Here is a 14871-nt window from a genome sequence, read left to right as displayed (position 1 = left end):
AAATGTCAAGTTTATATTGAGGATAGTACGGTCCGTCATTATCTTTCTCGTCGACAGATGTAGTCTTTGTGATTTTCATGCCCATCTTTTTACCGTCTATCGTGGTCGATAAATTGAGGAAGGCAAAGATATTGCTCATTTTCGCCGCGCGGGAAAGATACGGGTTTAGTAAATTGCCCTACGTTACTTTTCTTCTCTTTGCATTCGGTTGTATTCTTTAAGGTTTCGGTTGGAACATAATATCTATAGTCTACTGCTAATGTATTTGTTTTGCTCATTAGATCCGCAACTCCAGGCTTTCTTTTTCCATAGGTTTGTTTGGTAAAATCTATATCATTAAATGTAAACATAACTGTGTTGTCTCCATCGCACAAGTACATTGAGCAGTCTGCCTTTTCAGGGAATCCGTCGTAGGTTTTTGCTGTACAGTTAGCTACAAATCCTTCGCGGGTTTTGTTTTTTGCGTAATACATTGAGTTCTTTTCTATATCTATTTTTCCCGCAGAATCGTCTTTTTTATTTTGTGACGGATTCTCGGTGTTGCTATTTTCTGGCTGAGATGTGGTAGTTTCAGAGCCGCCGTATGGGGCTGAACTTGAGCTTCCAGCGTCAACTCCTTTTTCGCCTGCGCATCCGGCTAATACGCATGATGGTAGTAAAGCTAGCATTGCAAGTGCTCGATATACTTTTGCAGTATCGATGCGTGGCGTTTTTTCTGCAAACATTCTTTTTTCCATATATCCTCCCGTTGATAATATGTAAAAGTTAATAGATTGCCGATATTATACATGTTTTTTGCTGTAAAGTAAAGTTAATTGACAAAGCGGTAATGTTTATGGCAGAATAAATACATCTAATATAAAACAGAAAAAGGAGATTTTGGTGAACAAACAGAAATTGCTAATTGTTGGCGGAGGCGGAATGGTCGGTGCGACGGCGGCTTATGCGTGTGCGTTGCGTAGTGTTATTGAAGAGATTGTGTTGATTGACCGTAATGAGGATTTGGCTTGGGGTCAAGCGGCTGACATTAATGACGCGATGGGAATTGACAGAAATGTCGTGGTTCATACGGGAAATTATTCTGATATCAATGACGATGATATCGTTGTGATTACTGCGGGTGCGCCGCAACTTCCTGGTCAGACTCGGTTGGAATTGATTGACGTTAATGCAAAAATTATGCGTGATATTGTGAAAAATATTATGGCGAATGGCGCGAAGCCGTATTTGGTGATTGTCAGTAATCCGGTTGATGTTTTGACTTACGTGGCGCTTAAGGAATCTGGTTTGCCGAAAAATCGTGTGTTTGGGACGGGCACGACGCTTGATACTTCGCGAATGAAGTCGTATTTGGCGGACGCGTTCAATGTCGACAGTAAAGCGGTTGATGCTTATATTCTGGGCGAGCACGGCGATTCGTCATTTTCGACAATTGAAACGGCGCAAATTGGTGAAGTGCCAATTAAGGAATATCCTGGTTTTACAGAGGAGATGATTGACGGAATTGAGCAGAAGGTTCGCGACCGAGCTTATCGAGTGATTGAAACAAAGAAATCGACGTATTTTGCGATTGGGTTTGTTGTGTCTAAGATTGTTTCGGCGCTCCGAAAATCGACGCACACGGTTTATCCCGTTTGTTCTTTGGCTGAAGGTGAATATGGCTTGAATAATGTTGTGCTTGGATTGCCATCAACAATCAGTAGCGACGGCGTGAAGATTTTGGCGGGCTATCCGCTTACCGAGCGAGAAAAAGAATCGCTGAATAAATCCGCTGGAATTATTGCGGAAATGATTTCTCATCTTGATAAAGCGGAAAATTGCTGATATAATCGCATAGTTAATAATAATTTATCTCGAGAACTCGATTGACTATAAATAGGGCAATTAGAGGTTACGAGATCGCACATAAGAGGAGGAGCTATGGCTCAAGATACAGGAATTAAAATCCGTATTCGTCTGAAGGCTTATGACCACAAAGTCATTGACCAATCAGCAAAACAAATTATCGACACCGCAATTCGCACAGGTGCTAACGTGGCTGGTCCAAAGTGCCTTTGCCAACTCGACGCAGCACTTACACTGTTGTAAGGAGTCCGCACGTTTACAAAACTGGTGGTGAATCTTACGAGCGCCGCGTTCACAAGCGTCTGATTGACATTACGAACGCTACACCAAAGACGATTGATAGTTTGCAGAACTTGAATTTGCCAGCTGGCGTTGACGCTGAAATTCGTATGTAATTTAACGATATATAAAATTTCCGCCTCTTGGATGGGGCGGATTTTTTATGTTATAATTCCATTTAGCTTATGACAAAACAAAAAACTCGTACTTATGCTCGCAATCGCTCGAAGTCTAGCGAGCTATTTAGTCGCAAAGGTCGTGAACGTATTTATGATAATGACGGCTCGTTTTTTCTTGAAATTGGTGGTTTTTGTGATATTAAGTGCGCTGTGGCTTCGTCTAAAAAATCCATTTGAAGTTGGCGGTTTTTCTGTGCAGGCCATTCCTGTCGGGTTATTTATTGCGTTGTTGCTGGTCCTAAAGATTGAGAAATATCAATTTAATCGGAAAATTCTGGTACGTCACGATAATTTTCATGGCAATTCTGACTTCGTGTTTACGCCGGTTGGTGTGATGATTTAGGGAGCCTGTCTTTATTTTTATTGACGATACGTTTTGTGCTATAATTTACGAGGTAATTTCTTATTACGCGTAATATCAACTGTTCTCCTTGGTGCATGAGCAGGTCTGGTTATGAGCGGATGTTTACATTTAACGTTCTCCCAGAATCCAGAAACCTGCACGTCATCAGGAGTATTTAAGTGGGGAGTGAGGAAAAGTGAAAACACTTCTCGGTACCAAACTTGGTATGACCTAGCTTTTGGTTGAAGACGGTAAAGCCATTCCGGTAATGCTGATCCAAGCCGGCCCTGTCACCGTTACTCAGGGTGGAAGACTGTCGAAACCGACGGTTACAATGCGGTACAGGTAGCTTTTTGAGAGGGTAAGAACCTGAGCAAGGCCGTGGCTGGACATGTTAAGCCAGCTCAAGTGACCCCGAAACATATTCGGGAATTTCCGTGTCGACCAGATTCCAGAGGATCTGAAAGTTGGCAGTGAAATTAATGTTTCCTCGTTTGAAGTCGGCGATTTTGTCGATGCGACCGGAACCAGCAAAGGTAAAGGTTTCGCTGGAACCATTAAACGCTACAACTTTGCGTGTCATCGTAAGACGCACGGTGGTAAAGGTAATACTCGTAAGCCTGTGGGTGGTCTAATTGGCTCGATGTATCCCACAAAAAGTTTTCAAGGGTAAGACGATGGCTGGCCATATGGGTCAAGCGAGCGTGTTACTGTTCAGAACTTGGAAGTGGTGCATATGTTGATCCAGAGACCAATCTAATCGGGGTTAAGGGCGCTGTTCCTGGACCACGAAAGGGGCTGATTATTTTAGGAGGTGTCAAGTAATGGCAGATTCAACCAAACTTCCTAAAGACATTTTTGCTGTGGAAGTGCCAAATCACGAATTGTTGAAATTGGTATATGACAGCTACTTGGCAAACGCACGCCTAGCTAGCGCTACAACCAAGCAGCGCGGTGAAGTTTCTGGTGGTGGTAAAAAACCATGGAAGCAAAAGGGAACTGGTCGAGCACGTTTTGGCTCAAGCCGTAACCCAATCTGGCGCGGCGGTGGTGTAGTATTTGGCCCACGTGGCAACGAAAACTACACTAAAAAATTGTCAAAGACTGCTAAGAAAGTGGCAGTTCGCCAAGCTTTGACTGTAGCTAACGAAGCTAAGAAGATTGTCGTCAAAGACGTTAAGACTACTGGCAAGACCAAGGAAGTTGCAACATTCTTAGCTGACAACAAGTTCGAACGCCGTGTTCTGATCGTTGTAGATGAGAAGACGCCAGAACTTATGCGTGCTACAAATAATATTCAGAACGTTTTGGTGGTTCGCGCTAATTATCTAAGCGTTTATCACATTCTGAATGCGGATACAATCGTTATAACACCGAAAGCTCTACCTGTAATTACCGCATGGTTGGGCAAGGAGGAAGCGTAATATGAAACAGACGATTATTATCCCACGTGTTAGTGAAAAGGCTTACGCACAGAGCGCTAATGGCGTATATGTGCTACGCGCTCCACTTAACTTGAATAAGAACGAAATCAAATCAGCTGTAGAAGCGCAATTTGGCGTTACTGTAGTTAAGGTTAAAACCTTAGTACAAGACGGCAAGGCTGTACGCTTCTCACGAGGCAAGAATCGTTATCCTGGCACAACAACACGCAAGGATTGGAAGAAGGCTTACGTGACGCTGAAAGAAGGCGATAAGCTCGATGTGTTTGACGCAATAGAGCAGCAGATGGAGGAGACCAAGTAATGCCAGTGAAAGCTTACAATCCAACCACTCCTGCTCGTCGCGGCATGACGAGTCAGGATTTGTCAGACATTACAACAAGAAAACCTCTTAAAAGTCTGATTAAAGCTAAAAAGCAAAATGCCGGTCGCAACAACCAAGGTCGAATTACTGTTCGTCATCGCGGAGGCGGCGTTCGTCGTCACTACCGCTTGGTGAACCACAATTTGCCAGCAGGCTTGACCTTGACGATTGAAGAAATCGAATACGATCCAAACCGCTCAGCTCGTATTGCTCGAGTTAAGGATCAGTACAATTTGTACCACTACATCTTAGCTGACACCTCAATGGTTAAGGGTAAAACTATCCGAACTGGTGAAGAAGCTCCAATTGAGGCTTCGAACCGCTTGCCATTGTCAGTTATTCCTGTTGGTACGATGATTTACGCTATTGAGTTGACTGCTGGTAAGGGTGCACAAATGGTGCGCGCTGCTGGTGCTAAAGCTCAGTTGATGGCGAAAGAAGGCAACTACGCAACTATCAAATTGCCATCTGGCGAAGTTCGTAAAGTTCGCTTGGAAGCTACCGCTGCTATCGGTGTAGTCGTTGAACGTCCAGCACCAAAATGTTAAGATCGGTTCAGCTGGTCGTAAACGCCGCAAGGGTATTCGCCCAACCGTTCGTGGTGTCGTTATGAACGCCGCAGACCACCCACATGGTGGTGGTGACGGTGGTCGCCACGGTACTGGTAAAGCACCACGTACTCCTTGGGGTCAATTGACATTAGGTTATCGAACTCGTCGCCGTAAAGGCTCGAATAAATTAATCGTACGCACGCGTCACGACGCGAAGAGGAAGAGGTAAATCACGATGAGTCGTTCATTAAAGAAAGGTCCATTCGTCGATGTAAAGCTAGCAAAGAAAATTGCTGCTCTTAGCCTTGACGATCGAACCGTTATCAAAACGTGGGCGCGCGCTTCGACTATCACCCCAGAAATGGTTGGTCGAACGATTGCTGTTCACAACGGTAGAGTGCACGTACCAGTGCTGATTACCGAAAACATGGTTGGTCATAAGCTCGGTGAGTTTAGTCCAACTCGTAAGTTCCGTAAGCACGGCGGAAAGGATAAGAAGTAATCATGGCTGATACAACTTATACTGTTCGCGCTTACGCTAAAGGTGTTGACCAGGCACCACGTAAGGTTAGCTTGGTTGCAGCATTGGTACGAGGTCGTACTGTAGCTGATGCGCTAGTTATCTTAGAGCACGTTCCAAAGCGCGCTGCTAGCCCAGTTAAGAAGGCTATCGAAAGCGCTAAGGCAAACGCTATCAATAACCACGGCTTGGATGCTAAAAGCTTAGTAATTACTACTTTGAGTGTTACTACTGGTACACGTTTGCGCCGCTTTAAGCCTGCATCACGTGGCCGCGCTTTGCCATTCCAGAAAAAGACTTCAAATATTTTGGTTGAAGTAACTGGCACGGAAAAGCCAAAGAAAGCGCCTGCAAAAAAGGCCGAAGCTAAGGCAGAAACAAAAACTGCTAAGCCTGCAGCTAAAAAAGCCGCTAAACCGGCAGCAAAAAAGGAGGAGAAGTAAATGGGTCAAAAAGTGAATCCAATCAACTTCCGCCTACAGGTCAATAAGAACTGGAGCTCTCGTTGGTTTACGGCCAATAAGAAAGAGTTTGCAGAGGCGATTCGTCAGGATCACGAAATCCGCGAGTTGATTGAAAAGAAATTTGCCTCACGCCCAACTATCAATCGCATTGAGATTGAGCGTAGCGCCAACTTGATCACGATTACAATTCACACGGCAAAAGCTGGTGTTGTTATCGGTCGCGGTGGTGCTGGCGTGAACGAATTGAAGAAGCAAGTTGAGAAGATTGCTGGTCAGCCAGTTCGTATTAACATCGAAGAAGTTCGTCGTCCAGAATTGGCAGCCAAATTGGTAGCTGAGAATATCGCTCGCCAATTGGAGCGCCGAATCAACTTCCGCCGTGCAACTAAAATGACCGCACAAAACACCATGAATGCTGGCGCTAAAGGTATTCGTATTGAGGTGGCTGGTCGTTTGAACGGCGCTGAAATGGCACGTCGCGAAAAGGTAATCGAGGGCTCAGTGCCTCTACACACCTTGCGCGCTGATATTGACTTCCACTGTGCTCGCGCTCAGACACCAGCTGGTATCATTGGCGTGAAAGTGTGGATTTATAAGGGAGAAAGGAGTCGCTAAATGCTGTTACCAAAGAAAACTAAGCACCGCAAAGTGCGTATTGGAAAAAACTGCGGTCAAGCAACTCGTGGCAATTACATCGCGTTCGGCTACTTTGCATTGCAATCACAATCAAATGAGCGCATCAACTCCCGCCAAATCGAGTCTGCTCGTCAGGCGATGACTCGTTACATCAAGCGTGGTGGTAAGATTTGGATTCGAATCTTCCCTCACACTCCAGTTACCCGAAAGCCACTTGGCTTGAAGATGGGTGGCGGTAAAGGTAACCCAGAGTTCTTCCGTTGCTAAGGTAAAGGCTGGTACTGTTCTGTTTGAGATGCAGGGTGTTTCAGAGGAAGTTGCTCGCGAAGCAATGCGTCTGGCTATCCACAAATTGCCAGTCAAATGTAAGTTCATCAAGCGGGAGGACGCATAAATGGCTGAAGCGAAGAAAACTGTTAAAGCAGCAGTTGTTAAGACTATTGACGATTTGAAGAAGGAGTTGGCTGAAAAGCGAAACGACCTACTTCAGGCAAAACGTTCTCACGCTGCTGGCGAATTAGTTAATCCAAAAGCGTTGCGTTCACTCCGAAAGGAAATTGCACGCCTGCTGACCTGAAATTAATAATACAAAGGAGAGGCAAGTAATGGCCCGACGAACATTGATTGGCGTCGTAACGAGTGCCAAGCGCGACAAGACCATCACTGTGACGGTCACTAGCCGCGAAACGCATCCGCTATACGGCAAGCAGTACACCGTGACTCGCAAATACACTGCTCACGATGAAACCAACGAAGCAGGTGAAGGCGACAAGGTGCAGATCGAAGAAGACTCGCCCAATTTCCAAGACTAAGAGCTTTACTCTAGTTAAGGTGATTGAAAAGTCTCGCGGTTCTATCAAACTAAAGGACGAAGTTTCTGGCGAAACTAAGGAAGAGGCTAAGGAGGACGACAAATGATCCAACAAGAATCTCGCCTTAAGGTAGCCGACAACTCAGGTGCTAGGGAAGTTTTGTGTATCCGCGTTCTTGGCGGTACACGACGCCGTTACGCTCGCGTTGGCGACGTAATCGTCTGCTCGGTAAAAGACGCTAGCCCAACCGGTAACGTTAAGAAGAAAATCTGTTGTTAAGGCTGTAGTTGTTCGTACTCGCGATCAAATTCATCGCAAAGACGGCTCAACAATCTGTTTTGACGACAATGCCGTAGTGATTATCAACGATGACAAGCAGCCAAAAGCTACTCGTGTCTTCGGTCCAGTTCCACGCGAACTTCGCGATATGGGCTACATGAAGATCGTCAGCTTAGCTCCGGAGGTACTCTAATGGCTCGAATTCATAAAGACGATACCGTAAAAATTATTGCTGGTAAAAATAAAGGCACAACTGGTAAAGTTCTAAAGGTTAACACAAAAGATCAAACTGTTTTGTTCGAAGGTGTTGGCGTTGGACATCGCCACGTTAAGCCAAGCCAGTACAATCCAAAAGGCGGCAAGAAAGATATTCACGTACCAATGGATATCAGCAAAGTCGCTTTGGTTGTTGATGAGAAATCAGGCAAAACCAGTCGGGTTGGTTTAGTAAAGAATGCTGACGGCGGCAAAACTCGTGTTGCTCGCCAAGCAAAAAATAAGGAGATTAAATAATGGCAGAAAAGAAAACTGTCGTGCCAGCTCCTCGCTTGAAAGCCTTGTATCAAGGAACTTACCTTAAGGAACTACAAGCCGAATTGAATCTAAAGAACGTGCATGAAGTGCCAGCTTTGGAAAAGATCGTCGTGAGCGTTGGTACCGGCAAAAAGAAAGATGACAAGCGTCATTTCGAAATTGTCAAAAACACTGTCGAGAAAATCACCGGTCAAGCACCAGTGGCTCGACGAGCCAAAAAATCAATCGCGACATTTAGCATTCGTAAAGGTATGGGCGCGCCAATTGGTGTTAGCGTAACTTTGCGCGGCGCTCGTATGTACGAGTTCATGGATCGTTTGATTAACGTTGCTTTGCCTCGCGTTCGTGACTTTCACGGCGTTGGCTTGAAGTTTGATAAAGGTGGCAATTATAATCTCGGCATCACCGAGCAATCGATTTTCCCAGAATTGACATTTGAGGAAACTCAGGTTTTGCACGGTTTGCAGGTTACATTTGTTATCAAGAACGGCAACAAGGAAGCTTCTAAGGCGTTGCTAGAAAAATTCGGCATGCCGTTTGAGAAGAAAGGAGGCGTCAAGTAATGGCTAAGAAATCAATGGTCGCTCGTGATAAGAAGCGTATGAAGATGATTGCCAAGTTTGCAGCCAAGCGTGTTGAGTTGAAAGAACTTGGCGACCTCGATGGTTTGCAGAAATTGCCTCGCAATTCTAGTCCAACCAGGCACAAGAACCGTGATAGCATCTCTGGTCGCCCATTGCGGCTACATGCGTCAGTTCGGCTTGAGTCGTATCAATTTCCGCGAAAAAGCAGCCAAGGGTGAAATCCCAGGCATAACAAAGAGTAGTTGGTAAGAAGGAAAGGAGATTAGAATATGTCTATGCAAACTACAGACCCAATCGCCGACCTTCTGACTCGCATCCGCAATGCGAAATTGGTTGGCAAAACGGAAGTTCGTGTTCCGTCCAGCAAGATGAAGAAAGTCATCGCTGAACAATTAGTCAAAAACGGCTACTTGGCAGATGTCAAACTGGAAGATGCTAAGCCTCGCGGCGTGTTGGTAGTTACTATCAATGAAAAAGGAACTAACAGCACCATCAATGAAATTACCCGCATCTCAAAACCTGGTCGTCGCGTTTACGTCGGCGCTAGCGAGATTCCAAAGGTAAAGAGTGGCCGCGGTTTGGTACTTATCTCAACCTCAAAAGGTGTCATGACTGGCGCTGAAGCAGCCAAGGCTAAACTTGGTGGCGAGTTGTTGTTGAAGGTGTACTAAACCTAGCAATAATAAAATAAACGTGCTCGTGAGTGCGGGGCGTTTTTTTTTCTGCTATTAGTAGACCTATGCCTAATTTGTCATCTATATTAGCGACATATGTGTTACCAGTACGTAGATAACTGTTATAGATGTTCTTGGTGCATATCGAGTAGCAGTCAAGGGATTGGTGTATGATTATTCAGGTAAACTACTGTTCGTTCATGAGAGAAGTGATTCATGGGATCTTCCTGGCGGGATAGAGAGATTACAGAATAATATTTTTCTAGGTTTTATTTATAATTTGTCCCATAAAAATTGACTTTGTCCCAAAGGCGTAGTATCATTTTTGATAGAAGGAGGATTGAGTCATGAAAAAATCAGATGTTCTTGATTTAATAAAGTATCAACTTTCTGAGAGCAAATTGACAGAATTCAGAAATCAAAGCATAGCTATTGCTCGAATTTTTGATAAACATGGAGATGCACAATTAGCACAATATATTATGGGGATGATATCTCAAAGTGATAGATTAGTACCACAAATAGAGAATATAAGTGAGTATTTGACTCCTGTTAAATTAGATATTAGTCCTCTTCCATTGCCACTTCCCATTATGAATGACTTGAAAGGAATAATAAACGCTGTTAATCATCACATTGGAATAAATAAATTCTTATTTGTAGGGGCACCAGGTACTGGAAAAACTGAAAGTGTGAAGCAGGTGACTAGACTTATTGACAAAGAATTACTTGTGGTAGATTTTAGTCACCTAGTTGATAGTAAACTAGGACAGACAGTTAAAAATTTAGCAGCTCTTTTTAATGAAATCAATCATTTGCCTTTTAAGCAAAATTATATCATCCTTTTTGATGAAATTGATTCTATCGTATTGGATAGGGTTAATCAGAATGATTTAAGAGAAATGGGGAGAGTAACTTCTGCTTTTTTAAAAGAGTTAGATAGATTATCTCCAGAGATTATACTCATTGCCACAACGAATCTTTTTGAAAATCTTGATAAAGCAGTTACTAGAAGATTCGACGCTATAATTGATTTCGATCGCTATTCTGATGATGACAAGGTTGAAGTTGCTGTGGTTATTTTGACGGAGTTATTGAAACAATTCAAAAATGTAGCAAGAGATCTGAAGTTATTTAAGAAAATTATTTATAGCTCTGAGATTATACCGAATCCTGGCGACTTGAGGAATTTAATAAGAACTTCACTGGCATTTAGTGATCCGACATATCCACATGACTATCAAAAACGTTTATTAAGGAGCTTGCATAATGGAAGGAATTTATCTATTCCTAAATTATCAAAGCTTGGTTTTACTGTTCGAGAAATCGCGATTTTAACAGGTATTTCTAAAAGCAGTGTCTCACGAGAATTAAGCGAGAATTGACATGAATACATTATTGACATTACGCGGTAAAAGTTTTAAACCAAAATCGAGAAATAATGGCAGAGGACCAATTACCGTACCAAAAGATACGATAATTACGCTAGAACATTTGAAACGTCTTTATTCTTCCTTAGAAGAAGTAAAAAAATATTGGGAGAAGGACAGTATTATTGATGGTGTTTTGATAAGTGTATACTATAATCGAATTGTAGCTAAAAGTAACCGTATTAACGGCTTCTTCAATGTAGGAACAGAGAATCCAGTTCCTAATGATACCATTGTGGGAGCAAAATTTGATGGTGAGAAGAGAAAGCATATTATTACTCACTATATCTCTGGAGATGTACTTAATAAAACAATTATAGTTTTGAGTAAGACAATTGAAGTTTTTGAGAAACATTTCGATGGAGAGATAACAAGTGAGATGTTCTCTGAGTCATCAACATTTGCTTCCATAAAATTTTCGGAATATGGTATTCCAAAATCTAAGTTTCAGCAATATTTGAGAGATTCTTGCTTTGTTGAGAAATTTGGCGTTGAGTACGCTAAAATTTCAGATGTAACTAATTCTATTGTTACATTCTATGATGTTCAAACAGATATTTTAAAAGTACTTAAGAAAATCAATGTTAACGTTTCAGAAGCCAATGTTATGAATCAAACAACTGTCTTGCTTGATGAAAAAAATATTGAATTGCTATTATCAAAAGCTCCATATCTCGTTTCCATGATTGTTGAGGACTTCTCTAAATTATCTCTAGATGATTTTTATTTAGGTAATAATAATTTCCAAACGAATCTTCCATCCCCAATGAATGAACCAGTTGTTGGTGTTATTGATACCTTATTTGATGAGAGAGTTTACTTTAATGAGTGGGTTGAATATCATGATTTGGTTTCAAATGATATAAGAAAGTATAGCCAAGACTATAAACATGGAACGGCTGTTACTTCTCTAATAGTTGATGGCGCCAGTTTGAATCCTAATTTAGATGATGGTTGTGGACATTTTAGGGTGAGGCATTTTGGTGTGTCTCTGCAAAGTGGATTTAATTCATTTACAATCATAAAACAGATTAAAGAGATTGTTTCTCAGAATTCTGATATTAAGGTTTGGAATCTTTCTTTAGGGTCTAATGATGAAATAAGAGAAAATTTTATTTCTGTCGAGGGAGCTTTATTAGACGAAATTCAATTTGAGAATGATGTGATTTTTATCATAGCTGGGACAAATGCTTCCGTTATAAATGGGAAACGTAAAAGAATAGGTGCTCCTGCTGATTCGCTTAATTCTATAATTGTAAATTCTGTTGATTTTAATAATCAAGTAGTTTCATATTCACGAGAGGGTGTTGTTTTATCATTCTTTGTTAAGCCAGATGTTTCATATTATGGTGGTGGAAATGGTGATTTTATAAATGTTTGTGAACCATTGGGTTTAGGTCGAGTAGCAGGCACTAGTTTTGCAGCACCGTTTATCGCAAGAAAAATGGCTTATCTTATACATGTTATGGGACTTAATCGAGAGGAGGCAAAGGCTTTGTTAATTGATTCAGCAATACCATGGAATAATAAAAAAACATTTGCTGATTTATCTTTAATTGGCAATGGTATAGTTCCAATAAAGATGGAGGACATCTTATCTACTCCTGACGATGAAATCAAGTTTATCGTCTCGGATGTTTCTAAAGCATATGACACATATAACTATGATTTTCCAGTGCCGATATCAAACGGAAATTATCCATATGTTGCTAAAGCAACAATGTGTTATTCTCCGAATTGCTCAAGAAATCAGGGAGTCGACTATACAAATACAGAGATGCAAATTACCTTTGGTAGACTAAAGCCAGACGGCATTGAATCAATCAATAAAGATAATCAGTATACGGAAGATACTCCAGGTTATGTGAAGGAAAACGCAGCTCGAAATGTTTTTAGAAAATGGGATAATGTTAAGCATATAGGAGAGACGTTCACTGCCCGAAAGCGAGTTAAACCAATTTTAAATCAGTCTAATCCTCAGTGGGGGATGAGTATAAAAACAATTGAACGGCTAAAAACTAGAGATGGGCAAGGAGTTCGATTCGGTGTTGTTGTCAGTTTAATGGAATTGAATGGAGAGAATCGTATCGAGAGATTTTATTCACCAAGCAGAATTACGGGGATGGCTTGTTAATAGGCTCTCATATAGATGTACAAGTTGAACTATTTAATAGTCTAAATGAAGAAATTGAATTCGAATTAGATTGGTGTAGATGAGACTTTTATGCAACTTTTAGAACAGTCTATAGGTATTGGTTAGGGTAACATTATAAGAAGAAATACCTAGAATCTGCTATTTGTAACGATTTAGGTATATGCTAGAGTTTATTCTAGAAAAGCCTTGAGGAAAAGACAGAATTGAAATACACGAATTCCTTTCTCGATGGAGGTGTATTGCAATGCTAAATAAAACCATCCTCTTGACGTCATAGGGCGGTCTGGAACATTGTGAGGATGTTATCGAAGCGTTGAAACGAGAGTTTCTGGACGATTTAGAGGCATATGTCAAAGTCTCTGCAGAAAATCCGTTGATTATTCCAACGTTGCATAACAAGTTCGATGACCCGATGCTTATCATTGCTTTTGAGTTGACGCTCCTAGGTAATCGGCGGGTGAGTGAGGAAGTCGAGGAGTTAGCTTATCTTCATCCGCAGGATATTGTCCCTAAGCAGCTCGATTCGACGCTTATTAATAAGCTCGCTGTACTTATCTGCGACATCAATCAGTGAGACATCCCCATCGCTAAACAACAGTCGAAGAATGCAACATTGCATGCTCTTTTATAAGAGTGGCACATTTTTCGACTGCAACTTCATGCCCGAGTGAATATCCATTGCGCTTCAACTTCGGCAGTTCGCGCACTTCGTGAAACATCATATTAAGCTCAGGTACGAAAAATAATTCCCGAAACGGCATACCTTTGAGTCGCGATTCTTCTCGTGGCTCAGTTAAGATAACGCCAGAATTTTTTCCAAAAATCACCTCCTCACGACCATCAGGGAAGTTTATTACAAGACACGTCGTGTATTGCGCTCGTCTGTTTGTCTTATTTTCAAGCTTCTTCAGGCAATAATCTACGATTTCTTGATCACTCATCTCATGACCATTCCAGCGTCTTGTAAATACGCCAGGCTCGCCATTTAGGGCTTCAATTTCCATGCCTGAATCATCGGCGATAATTATCAGGTTTTTGTCATTTCCGTGTAAATGATTCCTTGTGTGTCGTGCTTTCAATAGGGCGTTTTGTTCAAATGTTGCGCCCGTTTCTATGCAGTCGGGTATTTGATAGTCCAAATCTGCCAACGAAATAATTGACGTCTGCGGAGAGAATTTATGAAACGCGGCAACGAATTCTGCGTATTTGCCTGGGTTTCTGGTGGCGAAAAGTATAGTTGCTGTCATTGAGTATGATTATATCACTTTCATAAATATCGAAAAATTGCTAATTTGACGGTATTATAATATCATCGAACCAAGCAATGATAGTTTCATCCATATACAAAACAGCCGATAACGACGGGCTAATCGCTCATATTTATGAACATTTATTAGTTCAGTATGTTTTGAAGCGTCTTCAAGACTAATTTCTTCTTTAGCGATCTTAGCCTTGTCTCGTACTGTCTGCACTTACATATTCGTGGAAACTTGTTGACCTCGACCAGTTTCATCATACCGAGGTTTGCCGGTAGCTGCTTGGCGGTTGTTGTGTTTTTTGGGTTAATTGGCAGGTTTGTTTCTGGCTTGATGATTATTTTATTTTCCGTGTGCGTGTGCTGATTGGTTGGTGGCTTGTATGTTATCTCGGCAAAATTATCGCGCTGTCGAATCCGCAAGCATTCAACCGTCTGCATAAAATCTACATCCTGTCGATTGATAATCAGTGTCAATTTAAGTATTTTCGCTAGCATTCTTATAATGATCTCTGAGTTCTCAGT

General features: G+C 41.9%; 16 protein-coding genes and 8 pseudogenes. 21 read left to right on the top strand and 3 right to left on the bottom strand.

What is annotated here, in order from left to right:
• Nucleotides 1-89: 89 nt before the first annotated feature.
• Nucleotides 90-737, bottom strand: coding sequence for a hypothetical protein (locus KOY49_RS02565; RefSeq protein ID WP_232735884.1), 648 nt, complete (start codon nt 735-737; stop codon nt 90-92).
• A gap of 145 nt (nt 738-882) precedes the next feature.
• Here KOY49_RS02565 and KOY49_RS02560 point away from each other — a divergent pair, with 145 nt between their 5' ends.
• From KOY49_RS02560 to KOY49_RS02460, 21 genes and pseudogenes are all read left to right on the top strand, one after another.
• Entirely contained in the window at nt 883-1824 is a 942-nt protein-coding gene (locus tag KOY49_RS02560) for an L-lactate dehydrogenase (RefSeq protein WP_232735883.1), read from the top strand.
• A gap of 96 nt (nt 1825-1920) precedes the next feature.
• Nucleotides 1921-2240, top strand: a pseudogene (rpsJ, locus tag KOY49_RS02555) (30S ribosomal protein S10).
• A gap of 154 nt (nt 2241-2394) precedes the next feature.
• On the top strand, nt 2395-2646 hold the full coding sequence (locus tag KOY49_RS02550) for a hypothetical protein (RefSeq protein ID WP_232735882.1): 252 nt from the start codon (nt 2395-2397) through the stop codon (nt 2644-2646).
• 238 nt (nt 2647-2884) lie between these two features.
• Nucleotides 2885-3471, top strand: a pseudogene (rplC, locus tag KOY49_RS05415) (50S ribosomal protein L3).
• The gene (gene rplD, locus KOY49_RS02540) at nt 3471-4070 is read left to right on the top strand and encodes a 50S ribosomal protein L4 (RefSeq protein ID WP_232735881.1); all 600 of its coding nucleotides are present in this window, start codon (nt 3471-3473) and stop codon (nt 4068-4070) included. The pseudogene rplC and the gene rplD overlap by 1 nt, the downstream one beginning before the upstream one ends.
• Before the next feature lies 1 nt (nt 4071).
• Nucleotides 4072-4392 (top strand): 50S ribosomal protein L23, encoded by a 321-nt coding sequence (locus tag KOY49_RS02535; RefSeq protein WP_232735880.1) that lies wholly within the window; start codon nt 4072-4074, stop codon nt 4390-4392.
• A pseudogene (gene rplB / locus KOY49_RS02530) lies at nt 4392-5232 on the top strand (50S ribosomal protein L2). The gene KOY49_RS02535 and the pseudogene rplB overlap by 1 nt, the downstream one beginning before the upstream one ends.
• Before the next feature lie 6 nt (nt 5233-5238).
• Nucleotides 5239-5505, top strand: coding sequence for a 30S ribosomal protein S19 (gene rpsS / locus KOY49_RS02525; protein WP_129630968.1), 267 nt, complete (start codon nt 5239-5241; stop codon nt 5503-5505).
• Nucleotides 5506-5507: 2 nt separating this feature from the next.
• Nucleotides 5508-5966 carry a 50S ribosomal protein L22 gene (gene rplV, locus KOY49_RS02520; protein WP_232735879.1) on the top strand — a complete coding sequence of 153 codons (459 nt, stop codon included), beginning with the start codon at nt 5508-5510 and terminating at the stop codon, nt 5964-5966.
• The gene (gene rpsC, locus KOY49_RS02515) at nt 5967-6602 is read left to right on the top strand and encodes a 30S ribosomal protein S3 (RefSeq protein ID WP_129630962.1); all 636 of its coding nucleotides are present in this window, start codon (nt 5967-5969) and stop codon (nt 6600-6602) included.
• Nucleotides 6603-7017, top strand: a pseudogene (gene rplP, locus KOY49_RS02510) (50S ribosomal protein L16).
• Complete coding sequence (rpmC, locus tag KOY49_RS02505) at nt 7018-7200, top strand: 50S ribosomal protein L29 (protein ID WP_232735878.1); 183 nt, start codon at nt 7018-7020, stop codon at nt 7198-7200.
• Nucleotides 7201-7228: 28 nt separating this feature from the next.
• Nucleotides 7229-7541 (top strand): annotated as a pseudogene (gene rpsQ / locus KOY49_RS02500) (30S ribosomal protein S17).
• Nucleotides 7538-7907, top strand: a pseudogene (gene rplN / locus KOY49_RS02495) (50S ribosomal protein L14). The pseudogenes rpsQ and rplN overlap by 4 nt, the downstream one beginning before the upstream one ends.
• The gene (gene rplX, locus KOY49_RS02490; protein WP_232735877.1) at nt 7907-8227 is read left to right on the top strand and encodes a 50S ribosomal protein L24; all 321 of its coding nucleotides are present in this window, start codon (nt 7907-7909) and stop codon (nt 8225-8227) included. The pseudogene rplN and the gene rplX overlap by 1 nt, the downstream one beginning before the upstream one ends.
• A complete protein-coding gene (gene rplE / locus KOY49_RS02485) occupies nt 8227-8811 on the top strand; it encodes a 50S ribosomal protein L5 (RefSeq protein ID WP_129743752.1) in 585 nt (194 codons plus the stop codon). The genes rplX and rplE overlap by 1 nt, the downstream gene beginning before the upstream one ends.
• Nucleotides 8811-9081 (top strand): annotated as a pseudogene (gene rpsN / locus KOY49_RS02480) (30S ribosomal protein S14). The gene rplE and the pseudogene rpsN overlap by 1 nt, the downstream one beginning before the upstream one ends.
• A gap of 20 nt (nt 9082-9101) precedes the next feature.
• A complete protein-coding gene (gene rpsH / locus KOY49_RS02475) occupies nt 9102-9503 on the top strand; it encodes a 30S ribosomal protein S8 (RefSeq protein WP_129630940.1) in 402 nt (133 codons plus the stop codon).
• A gap of 350 nt (nt 9504-9853) precedes the next feature.
• Nucleotides 9854-10891 carry an ATP-binding protein gene (locus tag KOY49_RS02470; protein WP_232735876.1) on the top strand — a complete coding sequence of 346 codons (1038 nt, stop codon included), beginning with the start codon at nt 9854-9856 and terminating at the stop codon, nt 10889-10891.
• A gap of 1 nt (nt 10892) precedes the next feature.
• Nucleotides 10893-13153, top strand: a pseudogene (locus KOY49_RS02465) (S8 family peptidase).
• Between the two features lie 251 nt (nt 13154-13404).
• On the top strand, nt 13405-13665 hold the full coding sequence (locus KOY49_RS02460) for a hypothetical protein (RefSeq protein WP_232736557.1): 261 nt from the start codon (nt 13405-13407) through the stop codon (nt 13663-13665).
• A 13-nt stretch (nt 13666-13678) separates the two neighbouring features.
• Here the strand turns inward: KOY49_RS02460 and KOY49_RS02455 are convergent, their stop codons facing one another.
• Together KOY49_RS02455 and KOY49_RS02450 are read right to left on the bottom strand one after the other, a co-directional pair.
• The gene (locus tag KOY49_RS02455) at nt 13679-14338 is read right to left on the bottom strand and encodes a non-canonical purine NTP pyrophosphatase (protein WP_232736556.1); all 660 of its coding nucleotides are present in this window, start codon (nt 14336-14338) and stop codon (nt 13679-13681) included.
• A gap of 146 nt (nt 14339-14484) precedes the next feature.
• Nucleotides 14485-14844 (bottom strand): CYTH domain-containing protein, encoded by a 360-nt coding sequence (locus tag KOY49_RS02450; RefSeq protein WP_232736555.1) that lies wholly within the window; start codon nt 14842-14844, stop codon nt 14485-14487.
• Nucleotides 14845-14871: the final 27 nt, after the last annotated feature.

This window comes from Candidatus Minimicrobia vallesae, from assembly GCF_018866205.1.
GTDB classification, from domain to species: Bacteria; Patescibacteriota; Saccharimonadia; order Saccharimonadales; family Saccharimonadaceae; genus Nanosynbacter; species Nanosynbacter vallesae.
This window is presented reverse-complemented; position numbering and strand designations above follow the sequence as displayed.

Bases quoted from the DNA above. Each gene is read 5' to 3' on its own strand.
- rpmC (WP_232735878.1), top strand. From the start codon at position 7,018: ATGGCTGAAGCGAAGAAAACTGTTAAAGCAGCAGTTGTTAAGACTATT.
- KOY49_RS02470 (WP_232735876.1), top strand. From the start codon at position 9,854: ATGAAAAAATCAGATGTTCTTGATTTAATAAAGTATCAACTTTCTGAG.
- rplX (WP_232735877.1), top strand. From the start codon at position 7,907: ATGGCTCGAATTCATAAAGACGATACCGTAAAAATTATTGCTGGTAAA.
- rpsS (WP_129630968.1), top strand. From the start codon at position 5,239: ATGAGTCGTTCATTAAAGAAAGGTCCATTCGTCGATGTAAAGCTAGCA.
- KOY49_RS02450 (WP_232736555.1), bottom strand. From the start codon at position 14,844: ATGCTAGCGAAAATACTTAAATTGACACTGATTATCAATCGACAGGAT.
- KOY49_RS02550 (WP_232735882.1), top strand. From the start codon at position 2,395: ATGATAATGACGGCTCGTTTTTTCTTGAAATTGGTGGTTTTTGTGATA.
- rplE (WP_129743752.1), top strand. From the start codon at position 8,227: ATGGCAGAAAAGAAAACTGTCGTGCCAGCTCCTCGCTTGAAAGCCTTG.
- KOY49_RS02535 (WP_232735880.1), top strand. From the start codon at position 4,072: ATGAAACAGACGATTATTATCCCACGTGTTAGTGAAAAGGCTTACGCA.
- rplV (WP_232735879.1), top strand. From the start codon at position 5,508: ATGGCTGATACAACTTATACTGTTCGCGCTTACGCTAAAGGTGTTGAC.
- KOY49_RS02565 (WP_232735884.1), bottom strand. From the start codon at position 737: ATGGAAAAAAGAATGTTTGCAGAAAAAACGCCACGCATCGATACTGCA.
- KOY49_RS02455 (WP_232736556.1), bottom strand. From the start codon at position 14,338: ATGACAGCAACTATACTTTTCGCCACCAGAAACCCAGGCAAATACGCA.
- rpsC (WP_129630962.1), top strand. From the start codon at position 5,967: ATGGGTCAAAAAGTGAATCCAATCAACTTCCGCCTACAGGTCAATAAG.
- rplD (WP_232735881.1), top strand. From the start codon at position 3,471: ATGGCAGATTCAACCAAACTTCCTAAAGACATTTTTGCTGTGGAAGTG.
- rpsH (WP_129630940.1), top strand. From the start codon at position 9,102: ATGTCTATGCAAACTACAGACCCAATCGCCGACCTTCTGACTCGCATC.